This window comes from Actinopolyspora mzabensis, from assembly GCF_900101095.1.
Taxonomy (GTDB): Bacteria; Actinomycetota; Actinomycetes; order Mycobacteriales; family Pseudonocardiaceae; genus Actinopolyspora; species Actinopolyspora mzabensis.
The window spans coordinates 219162-239551 of sequence record NZ_FNFM01000007.1 but is presented as its reverse complement, the minus strand read 5'-3'; the positions used below and the strand labels follow the sequence as shown (position 1 = coordinate 239551).

At 68.3% G+C, this 20390-nt stretch carries 17 protein-coding genes; 7 read left to right on the top strand and 10 right to left on the bottom strand.

Going from position 1 to position 20390, the window contains the following annotated elements; genetic code table 11:
- Nucleotides 1-6: 6 nt before the first annotated feature.
- A complete protein-coding gene (locus BLR41_RS13685) occupies nt 7-681 on the bottom strand; it encodes a DUF3153 domain-containing protein (RefSeq protein ID WP_245694165.1) in 675 nt (224 codons plus the stop codon).
- Between the two features lie 121 nt (nt 682-802).
- Between BLR41_RS13685 and BLR41_RS13680 the strand changes: the two genes are divergently transcribed.
- Nucleotides 803-2485, top strand: a complete 1683-nt coding sequence (locus BLR41_RS13680; RefSeq protein WP_092628663.1) for a DUF885 domain-containing protein — start codon at nt 803-805, stop codon at nt 2483-2485.
- 116 nt (nt 2486-2601) lie between these two features.
- Here BLR41_RS13680 and BLR41_RS13675 read toward each other — a convergent pair whose 3' ends face one another.
- Together BLR41_RS13675 and BLR41_RS13670 are read right to left on the bottom strand one after the other, a co-directional pair.
- Entirely contained in the window at nt 2602-3174 is a 573-nt protein-coding gene (locus BLR41_RS13675; protein ID WP_092628662.1) for a GNAT family N-acetyltransferase, read from the bottom strand.
- Nucleotides 3175-3256: 82 nt separating this feature from the next.
- Nucleotides 3257-7900, bottom strand: coding sequence for an ATP-dependent helicase (locus tag BLR41_RS13670; RefSeq protein ID WP_092628660.1), 4644 nt, complete (start codon nt 7898-7900; stop codon nt 3257-3259).
- A gap of 373 nt (nt 7901-8273) precedes the next feature.
- Here BLR41_RS13670 and BLR41_RS13665 point away from each other — a divergent pair, with 373 nt between their 5' ends.
- Nucleotides 8274-8468 (top strand): DUF3046 domain-containing protein, encoded by a 195-nt coding sequence (locus BLR41_RS13665; RefSeq protein WP_092628658.1) that lies wholly within the window; start codon nt 8274-8276, stop codon nt 8466-8468.
- Nucleotides 8469-8500: 32 nt separating this feature from the next.
- Here BLR41_RS13665 and BLR41_RS13660 read toward each other — a convergent pair whose 3' ends face one another.
- Nucleotides 8501-9223, bottom strand: coding sequence for a DUF4383 domain-containing protein (locus BLR41_RS13660; RefSeq protein WP_092628656.1), 723 nt, complete (start codon nt 9221-9223; stop codon nt 8501-8503).
- Between the two features lie 394 nt (nt 9224-9617).
- Here BLR41_RS13660 and recA point away from each other — a divergent pair, with 394 nt between their 5' ends.
- Complete coding sequence (recA, locus tag BLR41_RS13655) at nt 9618-10694, top strand: recombinase RecA (RefSeq protein WP_092628654.1); 1077 nt, start codon at nt 9618-9620, stop codon at nt 10692-10694.
- A 17-nt stretch (nt 10695-10711) separates the two neighbouring features.
- On the top strand, nt 10712-11389 hold the full coding sequence (locus BLR41_RS13650; RefSeq protein ID WP_245694163.1) for a regulatory protein RecX: 678 nt from the start codon (nt 10712-10714) through the stop codon (nt 11387-11389).
- A 472-nt stretch (nt 11390-11861) separates the two neighbouring features.
- Here the strand turns inward: BLR41_RS13650 and BLR41_RS13645 are convergent, their stop codons facing one another.
- Complete coding sequence (locus BLR41_RS13645; protein WP_092628653.1) at nt 11862-12197, bottom strand: tRNA-binding protein; 336 nt, start codon at nt 12195-12197, stop codon at nt 11862-11864.
- Between the two features lie 172 nt (nt 12198-12369).
- Here BLR41_RS13645 and BLR41_RS13640 point away from each other — a divergent pair, with 172 nt between their 5' ends.
- Together BLR41_RS13640 and BLR41_RS13635 are read left to right on the top strand one after the other, a co-directional pair.
- Entirely contained in the window at nt 12370-13050 is a 681-nt protein-coding gene (locus BLR41_RS13640) for an HAD family hydrolase (RefSeq protein WP_092628651.1), read from the top strand.
- Nucleotides 13051-13140: 90 nt separating this feature from the next.
- On the top strand, nt 13141-14193 hold the full coding sequence (locus tag BLR41_RS13635; RefSeq protein ID WP_092628649.1) for an iron-siderophore ABC transporter substrate-binding protein: 1053 nt from the start codon (nt 13141-13143) through the stop codon (nt 14191-14193).
- Nucleotides 14194-14319: 126 nt separating this feature from the next.
- Here the strand turns inward: BLR41_RS13635 and eda are convergent, their stop codons facing one another.
- Entirely contained in the window at nt 14320-14943 is a 624-nt protein-coding gene (eda, locus tag BLR41_RS13630; RefSeq protein WP_092628647.1) for a bifunctional 4-hydroxy-2-oxoglutarate aldolase/2-dehydro-3-deoxy-phosphogluconate aldolase, read from the bottom strand.
- 23 nt (nt 14944-14966) lie between these two features.
- A complete protein-coding gene (gene edd / locus BLR41_RS13625) occupies nt 14967-16853 on the bottom strand; it encodes a phosphogluconate dehydratase (protein WP_092628646.1) in 1887 nt (628 codons plus the stop codon).
- Between the two features lie 182 nt (nt 16854-17035).
- On the opposite strand from edd, the gene BLR41_RS13620 reads away from it, so the two are divergent.
- Nucleotides 17036-17704, top strand: coding sequence for a type 2 periplasmic-binding domain-containing protein (locus BLR41_RS13620; protein ID WP_245694161.1), 669 nt, complete (start codon nt 17036-17038; stop codon nt 17702-17704).
- Between the two features lie 173 nt (nt 17705-17877).
- On the opposite strand, the gene BLR41_RS13615 is transcribed toward BLR41_RS13620, so the two are convergent.
- From BLR41_RS13615 to BLR41_RS13605, 3 genes are all read right to left on the bottom strand, one after another.
- Nucleotides 17878-18744, bottom strand: coding sequence for an amino acid ABC transporter permease (locus BLR41_RS13615; RefSeq protein WP_092628643.1), 867 nt, complete (start codon nt 18742-18744; stop codon nt 17878-17880).
- Nucleotides 18741-19391, bottom strand: coding sequence for an amino acid ABC transporter permease (locus tag BLR41_RS13610; RefSeq protein ID WP_092628642.1), 651 nt, complete (start codon nt 19389-19391; stop codon nt 18741-18743). The genes BLR41_RS13615 and BLR41_RS13610 overlap by 4 nt, the downstream gene beginning before the upstream one ends.
- Before the next feature lie 68 nt (nt 19392-19459).
- Entirely contained in the window at nt 19460-20347 is an 888-nt protein-coding gene (locus BLR41_RS13605; RefSeq protein WP_092628641.1) for a glutamate ABC transporter substrate-binding protein, read from the bottom strand.
- Nucleotides 20348-20390 lie beyond the last annotated feature (43 nt).

The window sequence follows — 20390 nt, the reverse complement described above, 5'->3', positions numbered from 1 at the left end:
CTGCTCTCAGCGCCTTCCGGAGTCGGTGCGGGCACGCTGCCGGGTGACCAGGGCCAGCACTGCCACCAGCAGTGCCGTCCCGAAAGTCACGCCGCCCAGTACCAATGACCAGCCGAACAGGCCGGCGCTCCTGGCATCCGTGAACTGGAAGGTCGCCGATATCTCGGTGACCTCGCCGGGGCGGGGTTGCCAGCTCACCATTCCAGCGTTCGTCTCGCCGTTGGTGGTGGTCACCTCGCCCGGCGCGCTGATCTCCACCAGCACCTCCGAATCCGTTTCCGCCAGCGGAGTCAGATCCACCGATCCGTTCACCTCGACGAGTGAGCCGGATCTGGAGATCGACAGTTTGTACCGCGAATCGGCCCCGTTCAGCTCGGCCGCCAGCCGTTCCATCTCGTCGAAGCTCAGCTCGTCGAACTCCAGCTTGGAACCACGAGCCTCCCCTTCCCGGTACGAACTCAACCGAACCTTGTCGGAAAGCTCCTCCGGCACCCGCAGTCGGAAGTCGTGTCGTTCCGAAGACGGTGGCACGGCGACCATCACCTCACCGGAAACCTCGTCCTCGCCGTTGATACTCAGCGACACGGTCGCGTTCAGACATCCCGAGACGAGGATGCCCACGAGCATGATCATCAGCGACGCGCCCCATCGGGAACGAGTCGCGTTACCGAAACACCGCACACCCCGCACCTTTGTGATCGTGCCACGTCACAGCGTTTTTCACCGGCTGCGCGCGGTGGTGTGCCGTCCGAGGCGACGGATCCGTGTTCGGTACCGCGGGGTGGCGAGGTAGCGTGCTGCCATGTCAACCGAGGCCCGGGGCGTGCACGAGATCAGCAACCGTTACGTGGAGGAGCTCGCGGCGCTCGATCCCATAGCCGCGACGATGCTGGGGTTTTCCGTGGGGCAGCAGGAGTTGCCCGACTACTCGCCGGACGGTCATCGCGCACGGGGTGACCTGGCCCGGCGTGCCCTGGCCGAGGTCGCCGCCGCCGAACCCGTCGACGAGTCGGAGCGGATCGCCAAGGCGGTGTTCACCGAACGGGTCGGTCTGGACGTCGAACTGCACGAGGCCGGTGCCGACATGTCGGCGCTGAACGTCATCGCGAGCCCGGTCCAGGAGCTGCGGCAGGTTTTCGACCTGATGCCGGGCGAGACCGAGCGGCACTGGGACGACATCGCCAAGCGGATGGCCGCCATGCCCGCGGCCGTCAAGGGGCTGACCGCGGGGCTGTCCGAGGCGGCCGCCAACGGCGACGTCGCGGCGGCACGACAGGTCAAGCGCGTCGCGGAACAGTGCGACACCTGGTCCGGCAGGACCGACGGCAAGTCCTTCTTCGGCAGCATGGTCACGCGAGCCGAGAATCTCCCTCCGAGCTTGCGTGAGGAGCTCGACACCGCTGCCGAGGTCGCCTCGGAGGCTTACGCCGGACTCGCGGACTTCCTGCGCGGCGAGCTGTTGCCGCAGGCTCCGGCCGAGGACGCCGTGGGGGAGGAGCGCTACCGTCTCTGGTCTAGGTACTTCACCGGTGCGAAGCTGGACCTGCACGAGGCCTACGAGTGGGGCTGGCGGGAGTTCGCCGCGATCGAGGCGGACATGAAACGTGTCGCCGATCGGATCAAGCCCTCGGCCACGCTCGCGGAGGCTGCCGCGGCTCTGGACGCCGATCCGCGTTACCGGGTGCACGGTCAGCGGGCTTTCGCGCAGTGGATGCAGCGGTTGTCCGATCAGGCGTTGCGGGACCTGAGTCGGACGCAGTTCGACATTCCCGAGCCGTTGTTGAACCTGGAGTGCCTCATCGCCCCGCCCGGTGGTGGGACGGGGGCCTACTACACACCGCCGAACGACGACTTCAGCAGGCCCGGTCGGATGTGGTGGTCCGTCCCGCCGGACAAGGACGAGTACTCCACCTGGCGCGAGGTCTCCACCGTGTACCACGAAGGTGTGCCGGGTCATCACCTGCAGGTGGCAACGGCGGTGCACCAGGCGGAGAGGCTGAACAAGTTCCAGCGGCTGGGCTGCTTCGTCTCCGCTCACGGTGAGGGATGGGCGCTGTACGCCGAGCGGCTGATGCGTGAACTGGGTTACTTCGCCGACGACGGCAACCTGCTCGGCATGCTCAACGAGCAGCTGTTCCGGGCCGCCCGCGTGATCGTGGACATCGGTATGCACCTGCGGCTCCGCATTCCGGAGGGGACCGGCTTCCACGAGGGGCGGACCTGGACCCCCGAACTCGGGCTGGAGTTCATGCTCACCCGCACCATCACCGACACCGCCCTCGTGCGCGACGAGATAGACCGCTACCTGGGATGGCCGGGGCAGGCCCCGTCCTACAAGCTCGGTGAACGACTGTGGTTGTCCGCGCGGGAGGAGGCACGGCAGCGCCGCGGCGAGGACTTCGACCTCAAGCGGTTCCACCGCGACGCACTCGAGATGGGGCCCATGGGGTTGGACACCCTGCGGGAGCAGCTCTCGTACCTGTGAGTGGTTTCCGGCCGCCCGTGAACGCAGCGTGGAGCCGACGTGGAGCGCCTCTCGGGGCCGCGTTACCGGCGTCCCGGTGCTCGGTGCCCGAGTAGCGTGTTTCGGGACGCCGGATGTCACGCTGCCAGCGGTAGGTCGCGCCCCAGTACGGCGAACGGACGAGGGTCACCGCTGAACCGGTAGTCGCGCAGCACGTCGACGAAACCGACCCGGCGGTAGAGTTGCCACGCCTTGGTGGGGCCCTCCGGGGTGGACAGCAGGACCTTCGCACCCGGCGCGGACGCCAGCAGGGTGCGAAGGATGCTCTCTCCCAGCCCGTGGCCCTGCGCGTCCGGGTGGACGTGCAGCTCGGTCAGCTCGAAGTAGTCGTCCAGCCATTCGTGCGCCCGTTGTTGGGGCAGACGTTCCAGCATCCCGCGGCGCACCTGCTCGTGCCACCACTGCCCGGTGGCCCCCGAGTAGCCGTAACCGACGCCGCTCACCTCGTCCCGGTCGTTGAACGCCACCACGCAGCGCCATCCGGCGCGTGCCATGTGTGCCGACCAGATCGGAATACGCTGCTGTGTGGCCCAGGTGGGATACCCCATGGCCGTGACGTATACCCGCACGGCTTCGGGCAGCCTGGCACGCAGCTCGTCGGCGGAGAGTTCCACCACTCGTTCGCAACGCGGAGACGGTGCAGCGGTCACAGCTTCGCACCCTAGAGGATCCACCACCGGCTACGCTTCCCGGTGGGGTGATCGACATCACGGTGGAGTGCTCGCCGCCGATTCAATTCCGCAGGCGCAGGCCCTGCGGAGTGGGCCGGAAGCCGGCCGCGACGAGAATTCCCGCCAGCTCGCTTCCGATCGCGCCCTCCCCGTCGGCGCGGCGGAACGCCAACTGCTCCAGTTCGCCCTCGGTCACCGCCTCGGCCAGCCGTCCCGCCGCGGCGCGCAGTGGCTCTTCCCGTGCGGTGAACGAGAGCAACGACTTACCTCCCCGCTCGATGTAGAACACCGGCTCCCCGGCCACGAGCACCACCAGCGCTCCTGCTTTGCGGCCCGGCCGGTGCCGGGTGTCCCCGGCCACCTCCGGCCAGGGGAGCGCCGCCCCGTAGGGCTGGGCCGGATCCGTCGCGGCGAGCAGCACCGCCCGGTCGGGCTCCTGCTGCCGGGTCGCGCCGTCGAAGTCGCGCAACCGGTCGACGGCCCCGGGAGCCGCGAACTGCGCGGGACCCAACCCGGCAACCACGTAGCCGCGCCCGCAGCCGCCCGTCTCCTCCATGGTCCGCAGCACCTGGTAGACCGCCGCGAACCCGCCCGTGACCCGCTCGATCTCCAGCGAGCCACGAGTCAGCACGCCGTGGCGCCGCAGGAAGGTCTCGGTGCGTGCGCTCGCGCGGCGGGTGGTCTCCGCCGAGGGGGTCGGTGCCAGGGACCAGCGGCCCGTCAGGCCGGGTGGCCCGGAGCCCGTCGTGGCGACCGTCCTGAGCGAAGTCGGTCTGGCGTAGCGCCTCCGTGGTGCGCCTCGGGAAGGGCGGGCGGCGTGTCGTCCGGACAGCAGGGCTCGCAGCGGCGCCAGGGTGTCGTTGCTGACCTCACCGGACCAGACCAGGTCCCACAGCGCCGAGACCAGCGTGGCCTCGCTCGGTTCCGTCCCCACGCGTCGGGCGAGCAGTTCGCCGGCGCGGTCGGCCAGCTGCCGGAAGAACAGCGCGCCGTTCCGCAGGGCCTCCCGGACCGCGTCGTGGGCGTCCGAGTTCTCGTAGCTGCTCACCTGGTCCGGTAACACCAGATCGGCGATGTCGGACGGCGCCAGCACCACCCAGCCGTCGTCACGCGCCAACGGACCGGCCCCGACCCAGACCACCTCACCCCCGGTGGTGAGCTCGTCCAGCATGGCCGGTCGATAGCCGGGGACCCGCGCGGGCAGCACCAGTGATTCCAGCGAACCCGCGGTCAGCGGGACTCCCGCCAGCTGTTCGACCACCGCGAGCACGTCCGCTGCGGAACCCTCCCACTTCGAGTGGTCACTTCGCGCTCCGCCACCACCGTGCGGGCCGACACCGTGCCAGACCGGCAGGAACCTGCCCAGCGCCGCCGGTTCGGCCGGTTCGATCTCGGAACGGAGCTTGGCCAACGAGGCACGTCGTAGCCTGCGCAGCACCTCGGCGTCACAGTACTCCGCGCCGCCGTCACCGCCTGCTTCCACCGGACGCAGCGCGCCCCGCACCAACCGCCCGGAGCCCCGCAGTCGTTCCAGGACTTCCGTGACCACCGCCGCCCCGACTCCGAAACGCTCCGCGAGCGTGTCGGCACGGAACGGTCCGCGGCACCTCGCGAACCGCGAAACCAGCTCACCCAGCGGATCCGCGATCCGTTCGGTGAACACCTCGGGAACGTGGTCGGGCAGGGCAACTCCCAGCCCGTCCCGGACCCTGCCCGCGTCCTCGACGGCGATCCACCTCGCTTCGCCCGCGATGCGCACCAGCAGCGCGCGCTGCTGTCGTGCCAGATCCGCGAGCCACTCCCGCCGGATGCCCCGCGCAGCGGCCTCGGCCTCGGTGAGGTCGCCCAGCACCCGAAGCAGGTCCGCCGTGTCCTCCGGGCCGCGGGCGTGCCGTCGCCGCTCCAGCCGCTGCAGTCCGTTCTCCACCTCGACGACGACCTCGGCGTCCAGCAGCTCCCGCATCTCCTCCGAGCCGAGCAGTTCGGCCAGCAGCGCGGTGTCCAGACTCAGCGCCGCCGATCTGCGTTCGGCGAGCGGAGCGTCCGATTCGTACAGGAACATCCCGGCATAGCCGAACAGCAGACTCCGCGCGAAGGGGGAGGGGCCGGTGGTGGACACCTCGACAACCCGGACGCGGTGCTGGGCTATCTCCGACATCAGCTCGCGCAGCCCGGCCACGTCGTAGACGTCGCGCAGGCACTCCCGCATCGCCTCCAGCACGATCGGGAAGCGTTCGTAACGCGCGGCCACCTCCAACAGTCGGGCGGCGCGTTGTCGCTGCTGCCACAGCGGAGCGCGGCGTGCCGGGTCCCTGCGGGGCAGCAGCAGCGCCCGTCCCGCGCATTCCCGGAATCGGGAGGCGAACAGTGCCGAACCGGCTATCGAGTCGCCGACCAGCTGTTCGACCTCCTCCGGGGCGAGCACGACATCCTCGGCGTTCGGCACCACCTCGGCCCCGGAGTCGTCGAGCGCGTCGCTGCCGCGCAGCACGATTCCCTCGTCGGCGGAAACCGGTCGAACGTCCGCGCCCCCGCGTTCGCGCAGCCGCGTTCCCAGGGCCAGCGCCCACGGCGCGTTGACCCGCTCGCCGAACGGGGAATGCACCACCATCCGCCAGTCGCCGAGCTCGTCCCGGAACCGCTCCACCACGATCGTCCGATCGTCCGGTACGTGGCCGGTCGCGGCCCGCTGCTCCGCCAGATAAGTCAGCAGGTTCTCCCGCGCGGCCCTATCCAGGCCCGCCGCGCGGGTGCGCTCGTGGGCCGCTTCGGGAGTGGCGGAGGAGATCTCGCGGAGAAATCCACCAACCGCGCGGCCCAGCTCCGCGGGACGGCCCGTCGAGTCCCCCTTCCAGAACGGCATCCGCGAGGGCGTTCCCGGCGCCGGGGTCACGATCACGCGGTCGTGAGTGATCTCGGAGATCCGCCATGATGAGGTACCCAGCAGAAAAGTGTCCCCGACCCGGGACTCGTGGACCATCTCCTCGTCCAGCTCGCCCACCCGTTTCCGGCCGGAACTCCCCGTGGCCTCGTCGGCTCGCGTAACCACTGTGAACAACCCCCGGTCCGGGATCGTGCCGCCGGAGGTCACGGCCAGCCGCTGCGTGCCGGGGCGGGGACGCAGTTCGTCGCTGGTCCTGTCCCACACGATCCTGGCTCGCAATTCGCCGAACTCCTCGCTCGGATAGCGCCCCGCGAGCATGTCCAGCACCGACCGGAACGCCGAGTCGGACAGCCCGGCGAACGGTGCCGACCGCCGCAGCAGCGTGGCGAGCTCCTCCACCCCGCGGACATCCATGGCCACCGCGGCCGCGATCTGCTGCGCCACCACGTCCAGCGGGTTGCGAGGTACCGACAGTGCCTCGATCGCTCCCGAACGAAGCCGTTCCGCGACTACCGCGCAGCCGACGAGGTCACCCCGGAACTTGGGGAAAACGATCCCCCGCGAGGGCTCGCCGACCCGATGGCCGCCCCGCCCGATTCGCTGCGTCCCCGAGGCGACGCTCGGTGGTGTCTCGAGCTGTACGACCAGATCCACCGCACCCATGTCGATGCCCAGCTCCAGCGACGAAGTCGCCACCACGCACGGCAACTCGCCCGATTTGAGTTCCTCTTCGACCGAAGCGCGCTGCTGCTTGGACATCGAACCGTGATGCGCACGGGCCACGGCCGCCGCCACACCGCTGGTGACGCCCGAGGCCCCGACGGCCTCGGCGGGGAACGACCAGGGCCCGTGCTGGGGTGTCGTGCCGTCCTGGGAGGTCGTGCTCGCCCCCTGGACCGGACCGCGCTCCGCGGCGAGCTCGTTGAGGCCTGATGTCAGCCGTTCGGCCAGTCGCCGCGAATTGGTGAACACGATCGTGGAGCGATGCTGTCGCACCAGCTCCAGGATCCGCTCCCGCAACGCGGGCCAGACGGAGGCCGCACCTCCGCCCGTGCCGTCCGCTTCGGCGGTTCCCGATTCGGGATGCGCCATGTCCTCCACCGGAGCCCGAACCGAAACGTCGACCTGCTTCGGTTCGGGAGGGCGGACCACTCGGACCGGTCTTCCCCCCGCCAGGAACTCGCTCACCTCGTCGACGGGCCGCACCGTGGCGGAGAGCCCGATCCGCTGTGCCGGACCGGGCAGCAACTCGTCCAACCTGTCCAGCGAGACCGCCAGATGCGCGCCGCGTTTGTCACCCGCCATCGCGTGCACCTCGTCCACGATGACCGTCTCCACCCCGCGCAACGCCTCCCGCGTGCTCGAGGTCAGCAGCAGGAACAGCGATTCCGGGGTGGTGACCAGGATGTCGCTCGGACGCCGTCCGAACGCTCGCCGTTCCTCGGCGGGAGTGTCACCGGTGCGGGTGGCCACACCGACGTTCGTGATCTCCGCACCCAGCCGGTGGGCCTCCCGTTCGATTCCCGCGAGCGGGGTGCGCAGGTTGCGACGCACGTCCGCGACGAGTGCCTTCATCGGCGAGACGTAGAGCACCCGGCACCGACGTTTCGGATTTTCCGGCGGGCCGGTGTGGGTCAGCCGATCCAGGGCGGCGAGGAACGCGGCCAGCGTCTTGCCCGAACCGGTCGGTGCGATCACCAGGGTGTGCTGTCCGGAGGTGATCTCCCGCCATGCCTCCACCTGGGAGGGGGTGGGAGCCTCGAACGTCTCGCGGAACCACCCCCGTGTGGGCGGTGAGAACCGTTCCAGTGGATCCGTCACGGTTCCATGCTGAAGTCAATGTCCGACACACGCGCCCGATGAACAGTGGCTTGGCCGATTCGCCGGCGTACTCGCCCGGCGGAAGCTCCCGCCCGATGTCGCGGGGTTCGGGACGAATAGCCCGGTTTCGGGGGCGTGCTCTCGACGGGCCGCGCGGGGCCGCTCGGGGCGCACGGCACTGCTCCCGCTTTCAGCGCCCCCGCTGGTTCCACAGTCTGCGCAGCAACAGGAGCACTATGATCAGCAACATGGCGGCCAGCGCCACCTGCCCCCACACCGAGGACAACCCGGTCAGTTCGGCCTGCGACATGGCACCAGCCTATCCGGCGGACGCGGATCTCCCCATCCGCGCGGTACACGTAGCCTGGTCAGGATGCGTTACACGGTTCTGCGGCGGCGAATGGCCGAAGAGTTCGGCGAGGTCCGAGCCGACACCTTGGCCAGGGACCACGTGCTGGCTGCGTTGGGGGAACGCACCGTCAACCAGGCGCTGGAAGCGGGCTGGGATCCCAAGCGGGTCTGGTCGGTGCTCTGCGAGAGCTTCGAGGTGCCCAGCAGCAGGCGCTGAGCGGGCTCGGTACCCGAACGGGGAGGGCCCCGTCAGCCGCCGGAGTCGGTCTCTCCCGTTCCCCTTCCGGAGGATCTGCGTTCGTCCCGCAGCGCCTGCTGGATGTGGGCGTAGTGCTCGTAGGCGCGTTGCCGCTCCGCCCTCGCCAGGCGCAGCGTCTCCGCCCGAACCAACTGTTCCTGTTCCGGCGTGGCGTGTCCCTCCCCAAGAGCCATCTCCGCGTCGGCCAACGGTTTCAGCTCGGCGGCGCGGTGCTCCTCCGCGTCGCGTTGTTCGGGGACCTCGCCCTCCGGCGATTCCCGATGCCGGTAGAGCACGAACGGATTGTCCTCGGGCAGTCCGCCACTGACCCGGCCGTACAGCCCGAGGAACAGCAGCAGCATTCCCGCTATCAGGCTGAACACCACGTTCTGCATCTCGAACGCGAGCAGGTTCCACCCCGTTTCGAGCACGGCGAGATTGGCCAGGCCGGACAGCAGGAACAACGCGCCGATCGTCGCGGTGACCGTCGATGCCAACGGCCCTCCGATCACGGCCGCGGCGATCAGCAGCGCACCCACCACGAGGGAGATCAGCGAAAGCAGCCCGTTGGTGTTCAGCCCCAGTATCTGCTGACCGCTGGTCGAGAAGAACCCGAGGTTGTTGGTGAATCCGAGGACCCCGAAAGCGATCAGGGCGCCGCCGAAGGCGGCGGCCCCGCCCCGGTAGACCTTGCTCAGCCAGTGGCTCGGCGGCAGATAACGATCGATGCGCATCCGGCCACCTCCTGACGCCCGCCGCGCGGGCCGTAGTGGTCGTTCGTCCGGCCGGTGGACCCCGATGCGAGCTCCGGAGAGGCCGCCGGTGCGGGTTCCCGTCTCGGGTTCCCTGCTCGGGTTCCCTGCTCAAGCTCCCGGTGCGACCTCCCGGGCCTGCCCGGTGGAATGGCTCCAGTATCCCCCGGGAGGGCGACAGATCGCACCTGATCAACCGGAAGAGACCGTGGCCGTGGCGGTGTGTGGACGAGCTGTCGAACATTAGTTCGGTTAGAATGGGTCCACAGCCGGGCAGGTTGTCCACGGATGCGTGGACCCGGAGCCGGAATGTCGGCCCTGACCCGTAGCGTCGGCCCTGAGACCACGACCTTCGAACCGACCGAGGTGGACCCCGATGGCAGCAGCATCCGACAAGGGTGGCGACAAGAGCAACGACAAGAACAAGGCTCTTGAACTGGCCATTGCCCAGATCGACAAACAGTTCGGCAAGGGATCGGTGATGCGGCTGGGCGAGGACAACCGCCCGGCGGTGGAGGCCATTCCCAGCGGCTCGATTGCGCTGGACATCGCGCTCGGCATCGGTGGGTTGCCGCGCGGACGCGTAGTCGAGATCTACGGCCCCGAGAGCAGTGGTAAGACCTCGGTCGCCCTGCACGCGGTGGCCAACGCCCAACGGGGTGGCGGTACGGCCGCGTTCATCGACGCCGAGCACGCCCTGGACCCCGAGTACGCCAAGGCGATCGGTGTGGACACCGACTCGCTGCTGGTTTCCCAGCCCGACACCGGTGAGCAGGCGCTGGAGATCGCCGACATGCTGATCCGCTCCGGTGCGCTGGACATAATCGCCATCGACTCGGTCGCCGCGCTGGTGCCCAAGGCCGAGATCGAGGGCGAGATGGGCGACAGTCACGTGGGGCTGCAGGCGCGGCTGATGAGTCAGGCGCTGCGCAAGCTGACCTCAGCGCTCTACACCTCGCAGACCACCGCGGTGTTCATCAACCAGCTCCGTGAGAAGGTCGGCGTCATGTTCGGTTCGCCGGAGACGACCACCGGCGGTAAGGCGCTGAAGTTCTACGCCTCGGTCCGGCTGGACGTGCGGCGTATCGAAACGCTCAAGGACGGTTCCGACGCGGTCGGGAACCGCACGAGGGTAAAGGTGGTCAAGAACAAGGTCAGCCCGCCGTTCAAGCAGGCCGAGTTCGACATCATCTACGGCCAGGGCATCAGCCGCGAGGGCTCGTTGATCGACATGGGCGTCGAACACGGCTTCGTGCGCAAGTCCGGTGCTTGGTACACCTACGAGGGCGATCAGCTCGGCCAGGGCAAGGAGAACGCACGCAAGTTCCTGCGGGACAACCCGGACGTGGCCAACGAGATCGAGAAGCGGATCAAGGAGAAGATGGGCATCGGCCCGGGCGCAGGCGCCGACACCGCCGAGCAGCAGAGCGAACCCGCGCCCGTCGAGTTCTGATCAGGAGGGTGACTTCCTTGACAGAAACCGAAGCCGTCGCGGGCGAGACCGTGCCCTGTCCCGACGAGATCTCGACTTCGGGTCCGACTTCCTCCGCCGAGATTTCCGAAGCGGACTCGGACGACCCCGCGGTGGACTCGGACGACCCTGCGGTGGACTCGGACGAGCCCGCCGGTAATTCCGGTGCCGAACGGACGGCACGCGAGACCGTCTACCGGCTGCTCGCGATCCGGGCACGCAGCCGTGCGGAGCTGCTGCGTGCCCTGTTGCGTGGCGGGGTGGACCCGGAAACGGCCGAACTCGTGCTCGACAAGTTCGCCGCGGCCGGGTTGGTCGACGACGCCGCCTTCGCGGCGGAGTGGGTACGCGGCCGCCACCGGCACGGGGGGTTGGGGCGCGGCGCGATCCGGGAGGAACTTCGGGAGAAGGGGATCGACGAGGAGACCGCCGCCGAGGCGCTGCACGAGGTGGACACCGACGCCGAGGTGGAACGTGCTCGCGAGCTGGTGCGGCGCAAAGCGCGCGGTATGACCGGTGTCGAGTCGCGCGCCAAAATGCGCCGACTGCTGGGGATGCTCGCTCGGAAGGGTTACGGTCAGGCCTTGGCCTTCCGAGTGGTGCGGGAGGAACTGGAGGCCGCCGAACCGGAAACGTCCTTCTCGGACGACGAATCCTTGTTCGCACCGGAGGAGTGACCCGCTCTCGCGGGAGCGGATCCTCGTCCTCCGGGCTGGTTACCGGCCGTTCTCCGGCGGAATCTCTTTTCGGGCGACATCCCGGTCCTCGGCCGACGTGACGAGTGGGAGAGGTTCTCGGCCTGGGTGGTCCCGCCACGTATCGCCGGCAGCGGCCGCCGAATTCAAGCACTCCAGCCGCGTGGTCACTGCCGCCGGAGGTGACTGGAACCGGAGGTGACTGGAACCGCCACGACCCCGAGGGAACCACGAGCCTTGCAACCACGGGCCCGGCAACGACGAGATCACGGCCGCTCGCGGAATCCGCCCACTGTTCGACGACGCGGAGTGAGCACACCGATGAGTCGACACACACTCAGCGTGCTGGTGGAAAATGTCCCCGGTGCGCTCTCCCGATCGTTCGAAACCGGGAAGAAGGAGCCGCACGGCCGCTTTGAAGGTCCTGTTGGCCAAGCGTTTCTTCCCGGTTCGTTCACATAAGTCGATTGCCGTTCGGAACGGGAAGTTCGAACCCCGGAAGGACGACATCGCCATTGTCGTCGTGCACACCGGTTACCAGTACCTCCGACTTTACGCCTGCGACCCTCTTGGGCTCGAAGTTGCAGACGCAGAGAACCTGTCTTCCCACGAGATTCTCGGCGGAGTAGTGCTCGGTGACCTGGGCGCTGGACGTGCGAACCCCGTTCTTGCCGAGGTCGACGGACAGAATGTACGAGGGAGTGCGCGCCTTGGTGTTCGGCTCGGCGCTGACAACGGTGCCCACACGAATTTCGACCTGTTCGAAATCGGACCACTCGATCGTTGTCATGCCACACCCGCTGTCGTAGGACTACTCATTCATGACGGCAGCTTGCCCTTGCCCACAGTGGATCGTACCGACCGGCGTCGGAGCTCGGTAGTCCGAACCTCCACCCGTGCCCCCGGAACGCTCGTGCGGGTTCCGGGCCAACGAGGGAGTGCGGTGAGGATAGGATCCGCCGGTGAGTGGATCGAGTGAACTGCCGCCGACGCGGCACATCGTCTGGGACTGGAACGGCACGCTGCTCGCGGACAACGAGGCCGTGGTGGCCTCGGTCAACGCGGTGTGCGCTGCCTATGACGCCGAACCGATTGATCTCCCCGGCTGGCGCGCCGTGTTCGGCAGGCCGTTGCGCGACTCCTACGAGCGAGTGCTCGGACGTGAGGTCGATCAGCAGGACTGGCATGCCATCGATCGCATCTACCACGACGCCTACCGGAAGTTGCTGCACACCTGTGAACTCGACCCCGACGCGCCGCACGCGTTGCGGGAATGGCGGGAGCGGGGCGGGAGCCAGTCGTTGCTGTCCATGTTCTTCCACGACGAACTGGTGCCGCTGGTGGAGCGTTTCGGGCTGAGTCCGATGTTCGGTCGGATCGACGGGTTGCGTGATTCCGGGGTCGGCGGTTCCAAGGCCGCTTATCTGGACGCGCACCTGCGTTCGTTGCGGCTGGAGCCGTCCGAAGCAGTGGTCATCGGCGACGTCACCGACGACTCTCGCGCCGCCGCGGAGGTCGGGGCGGACTGTGTGTTGGTGAGCACCGGGGTCATGTCGCGCGCGGCGCTGGAAAGCACGGGGCGTCCCGTGGCCGACTCGCTGCGTGCCGCTGTGTCCCGAATCACTCCGACGATGGCGCGGTGATCCCGCCCGCCGGGGCGGGGTGGTCTTGTACCGGGTGTTTCGATTTGTTTAGGCTAACCTAAACATCGACTCCGGTAGTTGAGGTACGCAATGCCACGCGACAAGTCCGGCCCCACCCGTTCCGAGATCAGCCGCAGAGGTCTGCTCGGTGGTGCGGGGTTATTACTCCTCACGGCCTGTGCTCCCGGCAACGGCGGCGGTTCCGGAACGGGAGGCTCCGGCTCGGGCGCTTTCCCGGTAAGCATCGAGCACAAGCACGGCACCACCGAGATCACCGAGCGTCCCGAACGAGTCGTCACCGTGGGGATGACCGATCAGGACACCGTTCTCGCGCTCGGTACCGCCCCGGTAGCCACCCGCGAGTGGTTCGGTGGAAAGGACGGCGCGCTGTGGCCCTGGGCCCGGGAGAAACTGGGCGATCGCGAGGTGCCCGAGGTGCTGGCGCGGCAGGAGCTGGAGTTCGAACGGATCGCGGCACTGGAGCCGGACGTGATCATCGGCCTCAACTCCGGCCTGACGAAGCAGCAGTACGACAAGCTCTCCGCGATAGCCCCCACGGTGGCCCAGCCCGGCGAGTACGCCGATTACGGTGTGCCCTGGCAGGACATGACCAGGACTGTCGGCAAGATCCTGGACAACCGGGAAGAGGCCGAGCAACTCGTAACCGACATCGAAGCCAGATTCGAGCGGGCCCGTTCGCAACATCCGGCGTTCGACGGGGCCACCGGGTTGTTGGCCGCGTCCATGAGTGGGAAGGCATGGGTCTACGCCGAAGGGCCTGCCCCTCGATTCCTGCGCACACTCGGGCTGCGGATGCCCTCCGCGACCGAGGATCTGTTCTCCGGTGAGAGCCGGGAAGCCAAGCAGCTCAGCAAGGAACGTTTCGAGTTGCTCGAAGCCGACGTACTCGTGCTGGGGGTTTACGGTGCTCCGGAGGACAGCATCACTCGCGAGGGGGTTTACAAGCAGCTCGACGTCGTCGAGCAGGGCCGGGACATCACCATGCAGCGGCAGAGCACGCTCAACGGGGCGGTGACCTTCTCCACTCCGCTCAGCCTGCCCATAGCGCTCGACGGTCTGGTGCCCCGTATGGCGGCGGCGATCGACGGTGATCCGAGTACCAAGGTGCAGCCGGTCGAGTGATCGCGGTCCGCTCGGGCTCGGAGGGCACACGGCCGGTGCGTGCGGTGGCGCCTCTGGAGGCATCCGCCGCACGCACCGGCGTGCGTCTCGCGAGAGATCGATGCGCCCGCACCGGGCTCACGTCGATCAGCCCAGTGCGACCGCCTGGCGCGCCAGGGCCTCGACGTGGCCCCAGTCCCCCTTGGTCAGCGCCTCCTTCGGGGCGAGCCAGGAGCCGCCGACACAGCGCACATTCGGCAATGCCAGGTAGCGCCCGGCGTTGTCCGGGGTGATTCCTCCGGTCGGGCAGAAGGACAGTTCGGGCAGCGGGCTGCTCAGCGACTTGAGGTACGGCACCCCGCCAGCGGGCTCGGCCGGGAAGAACTTCAGGGCCCGCATGCCGCGTTCGGCCAGGCGTAGCGCTTCCGAGACGGTGCTGACCCCTGGCAGTGCGGGCAGCTCGGTGTCGGCCACCTCGTCCAGCAGCCGGTCGGTGGTACCCGGTGTCACCAGATAGCTCGCTCCGGCCCGGGCCGCCTCCTTGGCCTGCCCCGGCTGGGTGATCGTCCCGGCCCCCACCGTGATGCCCTCGACCTCACCGTTGATCCGCTCGATCGCCTCCAGCGCGACCGGGGTGCGGAGGGTGACTTCGATGGTTCGGATGCCGCCGCGCTGCAACGCCTGGGCGAGCGGGACGGCGTGGGCCGCGTCGTCGAGCACGACGACGGGGATGACCGGGCTGATATCGAGGATGTCGGTTGCGGCTCGCATCGTGAAATCCGTTCGGTGCTGGCTCAGGCGGAGACTTCGTCGCGGGACTGCTGTTGTGCCTGTGGCTGTTGCGCCTGCGTCTGCTGTTCCGGCGTGGGGAAGACGCTGGCACCCTGGTCGGCCCTGCCGACAGCCTGCCGGAAGGTGGCGAACAGTTCGCGTCCCGTGCCGAACTGGTGCAGTGCCGCCGGGGCGGCGGGCTCTCGTGAGGCGAGCTCTTCGTCGGGGACCAGCACCTCCAGGGTGCCCTGTTCGCCGTCGACCCGGAGCATGTCACCGTCGCGGAGTCTCGCCAGCGGGCCCCCCGTGCTGGCCTCGGGGGTTACCTGGATCGCGGAGGGAATCTTGCCGGAGGCGCCGGACATGCGTCCATCGGTGACCAGCGCCACCTGGTGGCCCCGGTCCTGCAGCACGCCGAGGCTCGGGCTGAGCCCGTGCAGCTCGGGCATCCCGTTGGCCTGCGGCCCCTGGTTGCGCACGACCACCACGACGTCGCGGTTGAGTTCGTCGGCCTTGAAGGCGGCCTTGAACTGCTCCTGGTCGTCGAATATCCGTGCCTGGGCCGTCACGGAACGGTGCTGCTGCTTGACGGCCGAGACCTTCATGACCGAACGCCCCAGGTTGCCCTCGAGCACCCGCAGGCCGCCCTCGGTGTCGAACGGGTCGGAGACGCCGCGCAACACGCTGGTGTCCAGACTCCGGCCGGGGCCTTCCCGCCAGACCAGTTCGCCGTCCTCGAGGAAGGGCTGTTCACGGTAGCGTTCCAGCCCGTCGCCGGCGACGGTTCGCACGTCCGGGTGCACCAGTCCCGCCTCGAGCAGTTCGGAGACGAGAGTCTGCACTCCGCCCGCTGCCGTGAAGTGGTTGATGTCGGCGGAACCGTTGGGGTAGACGCTGCCGAGCAGCGGCACCACCGAGGAAAGGTCGGAGAAGTCGTCCCAGGTCAGCTGGATTCCCGCGGCCGAGGCCACGGCGGGCAGGTGCATGGTGTGGTTGGTGGAACCGCCGGTGGCCAGCAGCGCCACGACACCGTTGACGATGGCGCGCTCGTCGATGATCTCCCCGATCGAGGGGGCCTCCTCGGACTTCGCGGCCCGGACCGCGTTTCGGGCCGCCTCCTCGGTCAGTGCCCTGCGCAGCGGTGTTCCCGGCGGCACGAAGGTGGAGCCCGGCAGGTGCAGCCCCATCATCTCCACGACGAGCTGGTTGGAGTTCGCCGTGCCGTAGAACGTGCAGGTGCCGGGGGAGTGGTAGGAGGCGGACTCGGCCTCCAGCAGTTCCTCCCGAGTGGCCTTGCCCTCGGCGAACAGCTGCCTGATCCGGCTCTTCTCCCCATTGGGGAGTCCGGAGGGCATCGGACCGGCCGGTACCAGGGTGATCGGCAGGTGCCCGAAGGTCAGTCCGCCGATCAGCAGTCCGGGCACTATCTTGTCGCAGATCCCCAGCAGCAGCGCGGAGTCGAACATCTCGTGCGACAGCGCCACACCAGTCGCCATCGCGATCACGTCGCGGGAGAACATGGAAAGTTCCATCCCGTCGCGCCCCTGCGTGATGCCGTCGCACATGGCGGGAACGCCGCCCGCGAACTGTGCCACGCCGCCCTCGTGGCGGGCGGCCTCCTTGATCCAGTCCGGAAACTCCGCGTAGGGCTTGTGCGCGGAGAGCATGTCGTTGTACGCCGAAACGATCGCCACACCCGGACGTACGAGTCCCTTCACGGACTCGCGATCGGTGCCGCTGATGGCGGCGAAACCGTGGGCGAGGTTGCTGCAGGCCATGTTCGCCCTGGCGGGTTCGGTGTGTTTCGCGGCGCGAAGCCGTTCCAAGTAGTCGCGGCGCGTCGTGGAACTGCGCTCGGCGATACGTTCGGTGACTTCGCGAATCACGGGGTGCACGTCTGTCGGTGTCACTCATCGCCTCCCGGTGCGTACGGGGGTGCGGTACGGACGGGCGACGACATTGGCGCCTCGATTGGTATGAACCGGTTGCGGACCTTATCCGGTGTTAACCACGTATCACAACCGATCCAGTCGGCCACGAGCCTACAGCAATGTTCTCCGAGGCAGGTGGACACCGCGTGACGAGCGGGACGATGATTACGGGCATGTGGCTACGAGCGGTTCCCCGTGCGGTGCTCGGGTTGGTTTTCGTATCGCTGCTTTCGGCCTGCGCGACCACCGAGGGTGAGCGGGGAGCCGCGGTGCTCCCACCCGAGCAGCGGAGCGCCGAGTCGTCCGCCGGTGTGGGGACGTCGGCGCCGAGCTCGAGTGAGGGCGCGCGGCTGCCGGGGTCGCCCGCCCTCTCCGAGATCCGGCGACGCGGCGAGCTGCTCGTGGGCGTGCCCACCGACTCCGCTGACTTCCTGCGCCGAACCGACGGGCGGTATCGCGGTTTCGACGTCCGGATGGCCGGGCTGCTGGCAGAGGGAGTGGGGCTGGAATCCCGGTCCGACGTCGCGTTCCGCCGACTGCCCGCCTCACTGCGGACCGGGGCCCTCTCGCGGGGCAGCGTGGATGTGCTGCTCGGTGGGTTCGACCGGAAGGCGGACGGAGTGACCGTGGTGGCCCCCTACGTCGTAACCGGCCCCGAGTCCCGGCCCGTGGCACGGCTGGTCGGAGTCGCCGAGGGTGACGCGAGGTTTCGCGACCGGTTGCGTGCGGTGCTGGCCGCCGCGCTCGACGACGGGCGCTGGGCGGAGGCGGCGGACGAGACGCTGCGCGACAGGCGTCCCGACGCGCGAGCCCCCGAGCTCTCCGGTTGAAACGTTCGCCGAGGATGACCCGCCCCGCGATTCGGGCCTGTGGTTCGGGGATTCGAGCGGGCGGATACCGCCACTTCGTCGGTGTTGCAGAGTGGGGCCCGCCCGTCGGGCCCGAGCGTGGGACACGTCCGCGGCAGCCGCGACGTGTCCCACGCTCGTCGGAGGGGATTGGCTCAGTCCCCGGTGGTGGCGGCGCTTTCCGGCTCCGCGGTCGCCGATGACTTGCGACCGCGACTCAGCCTGCGCTCGGTGTACACCGCGAGTTTGCTCAGCGTGTAGTTGATGACGATGAAGATCAACGCGATGAACAGGTAGAGCTGAATGGGGTTGCCGAGGTTCTCTATGGCGGTCTCACCCCGCTGTACGAACTCGGGGTAGCTGATCGTGAAGCCGAGCGAGGTGTCCTTGAGAACCACCACCAACTGGCTGATCAGCGCGGGCAGCATGGCACGGAAGGCCTGCGGCAGCAGCACGTTGAACATGACCTGGCCGCGACGCATCCCCACGGCGTAGGCAGCCTCGCTCTGGCCCCTGGGCAGCGAGTCGATCCCCGCTCGCACGATCTCGGCGATGATCACGCAGTTGTACGCGGTCAGCCCGATGACCAGCGACCACATCACCGGCAGGTCCAGGCCCATCACCGGCAGCGCCTGGTAGGCGAAGAAGATCAGCACGACCACCGGGGTGCCGCGCAGCAGCTCGATCACGCCGACCACGGCCCAGCGGTACCACGCTGCGGCCGTCACCCTGGTCAACGCGAGGATCGTGCCGATCACCAGTGAGAACAGGATGGACCAACCGGCTGCCAGCAGGGTGTTGCCCAACCCCTTGCCGAGCAGGGTCCACAGTGGGGTGAAGCTCTCGTTGGTGGGGTCGATCAGCGGGCCCCACTTCTCGTAGGTGAACTCACCGCCCTGAGCCAGTCGGTAGATCACCCAGCCGAAGAGGGCGAGCAGCACGAGCCCGGTGAGCACGCTCGCGTAGCGGGCGCGGAGCCTGGCGCGTGGTCCGGGAGCCTCGTAGAGCACGGATTCGCTCATCGTGCGATCGCCACCTTCCGTTCCACGTACCCCAGCAGCAGGCCGGCCGGGATGGTGATGATCAGATAGCCCAGCGCCACACCCAGCAACACCGGGATGATCTCCTCACCCTGGGCGGAGGACTGCCGGATCCCCACCGCGTAGAGATCGCCACCGATTCCGAACGCCCCCGCGATCGCGGAGTTCTTGATCATCGCGATCATCACGCTGCCCAGCGGGGGGATGATGCTGCGCACCGCCTGCGGCAGGATCACCAGTCGCAGGGTCTGCCCGAAACCGAGGCCCACGGAACGAGCGGCTTCCGCCTGGCCCGGTGAGACGGCGTTGATACCGCTGCGGATCGCCTCGCAGACGAACGCCGAGGTGTACAGCGCGAGTCCGATGGTGCCGAACACGAAGTACGAGGCGTTGATCCCCAGTGCCGGGATACCGAACGCCATGAAGAACAGCACCACGGCGAGCGGGCAGTTCCGGAACACCGTCACCCAGGCGGTGCCGAACGCCCGCAGCGGGGTGAGCGGGGCGACGCGGCAGCCCGCGATGAACGTGCCCACCACAAGGGTCAGCAGTCCCGCGTAGAGGCAGATCTGCAGCGTTGTGCCCAGCCCCCGCAGATACAGATGATAGTTGTCGATAAGGACTTGCACGGTTCACTCCAGCGAGCTGAAAGGGGGCACCGGGATCGCCGGTGCCCCCTCACACAGACGGGTTGGGCTCAGCCGCAGGACTGCAGCTCGGGAAGTTCCGGTGTCTTCTCCGAAACCTTGCCCGCGCTGGAGTTCCAGGCCTCCTGATAGGTGCCGTTCTCGGCGGCTGTCCGCAGGCTGTCGTTGATGAACTGGCAGAACTTCGTGTCGCCCTTGGTGATCCCGATGCCGTAGGGCTCCTCGCTGAAGGTGTTGCCGACCACCTTGAACTGGTTCTCGTTCTCGCTGACCAGGCCCATCAGGATCGAGTTGTCCGTGGTCACCGCCTGCGCCTGGCCGTTGCGCAGCGCGTCCGCGCACTTCGAGTAGGTGTCGAACAGCACCAGCCGGGAGGGGTCGATGTACTCGCGGATCCGCTCGGAGGGCGTGGAGCCCCGCGCGGAGCACACCTTGGCCTCGCTGTCCCGCAGCGACTCCGGGCCGGTGATCGAGTCGTTGCTCTGCTTGACCATCAGGTCCTGGCCGGCCTCGTAGTACGGCCCGGCGAAAGTGACCCGTTCGGCACGCTTGTCGTTGATCGTGTAGGTGGCCACCACCATGTCGACCTTGCCCTGCTCGATGTAGAGCTCGCGGTTCTTGCTCGGTGTTTCCTTCCAGTTGATCTTGTCAGCCGGAATGCCGAGTTTGCCGGCGATGATCTCGCCGATGGCGACGTCGAAGCCCTGCATCTCGCCGTTGAGGTTCTCCAGCCCGAACAGCGGCTGGTCCTTCTTGGTCCCGATGGTGATCTCGCCGGAGTCGGCGTATTCCGCCATCGTGGTGCCCTGCTCGAACGAGGGGTTCTCGGCGACTGGGGCGGAGAAGCCCTCCTCGGAGCTCGAACCGCTGCCACAGGCGCTGAGCAGCAGGCCCGTCGACGCCGCGATCGCCGCGGCGGTCAGCTTGCCGTTACGCATGGGTGTCCCTTCCAGTGGTGGTCGTGAAACCGATCGACGTCCG

Coding starts and splice junctions, on each gene's coding strand:
- BLR41_RS13680 (WP_092628663.1), top strand. CDS start 803: ATGTCAACCGAGGCCCGGGGCGTGCACGAGATCAGCAACCGTTACGTG.
- BLR41_RS13665 (WP_092628658.1), top strand. CDS start 8,274: ATGCGTTACACGGTTCTGCGGCGGCGAATGGCCGAAGAGTTCGGCGAG.
- BLR41_RS13660 (WP_092628656.1), bottom strand. CDS start 9,223: ATGCGCATCGATCGTTATCTGCCGCCGAGCCACTGGCTGAGCAAGGTC.
- recA (WP_092628654.1), top strand. CDS start 9,618: ATGGCAGCAGCATCCGACAAGGGTGGCGACAAGAGCAACGACAAGAAC.
- BLR41_RS13645 (WP_092628653.1), bottom strand. CDS start 12,197: ATGACAACGATCGAGTGGTCCGATTTCGAACAGGTCGAAATTCGTGTG.
- BLR41_RS13635 (WP_092628649.1), top strand. CDS start 13,141: ATGCCACGCGACAAGTCCGGCCCCACCCGTTCCGAGATCAGCCGCAGA.
- eda (WP_092628647.1), bottom strand. CDS start 14,943: ATGCGAGCCGCAACCGACATCCTCGATATCAGCCCGGTCATCCCCGTC.
- BLR41_RS13620 (WP_245694161.1), top strand. CDS start 17,036: ATGATTACGGGCATGTGGCTACGAGCGGTTCCCCGTGCGGTGCTCGGG.
- BLR41_RS13615 (WP_092628643.1), bottom strand. CDS start 18,744: ATGAGCGAATCCGTGCTCTACGAGGCTCCCGGACCACGCGCCAGGCTC.
- BLR41_RS13605 (WP_092628641.1), bottom strand. CDS start 20,347: ATGCGTAACGGCAAGCTGACCGCCGCGGCGATCGCGGCGTCGACGGGC.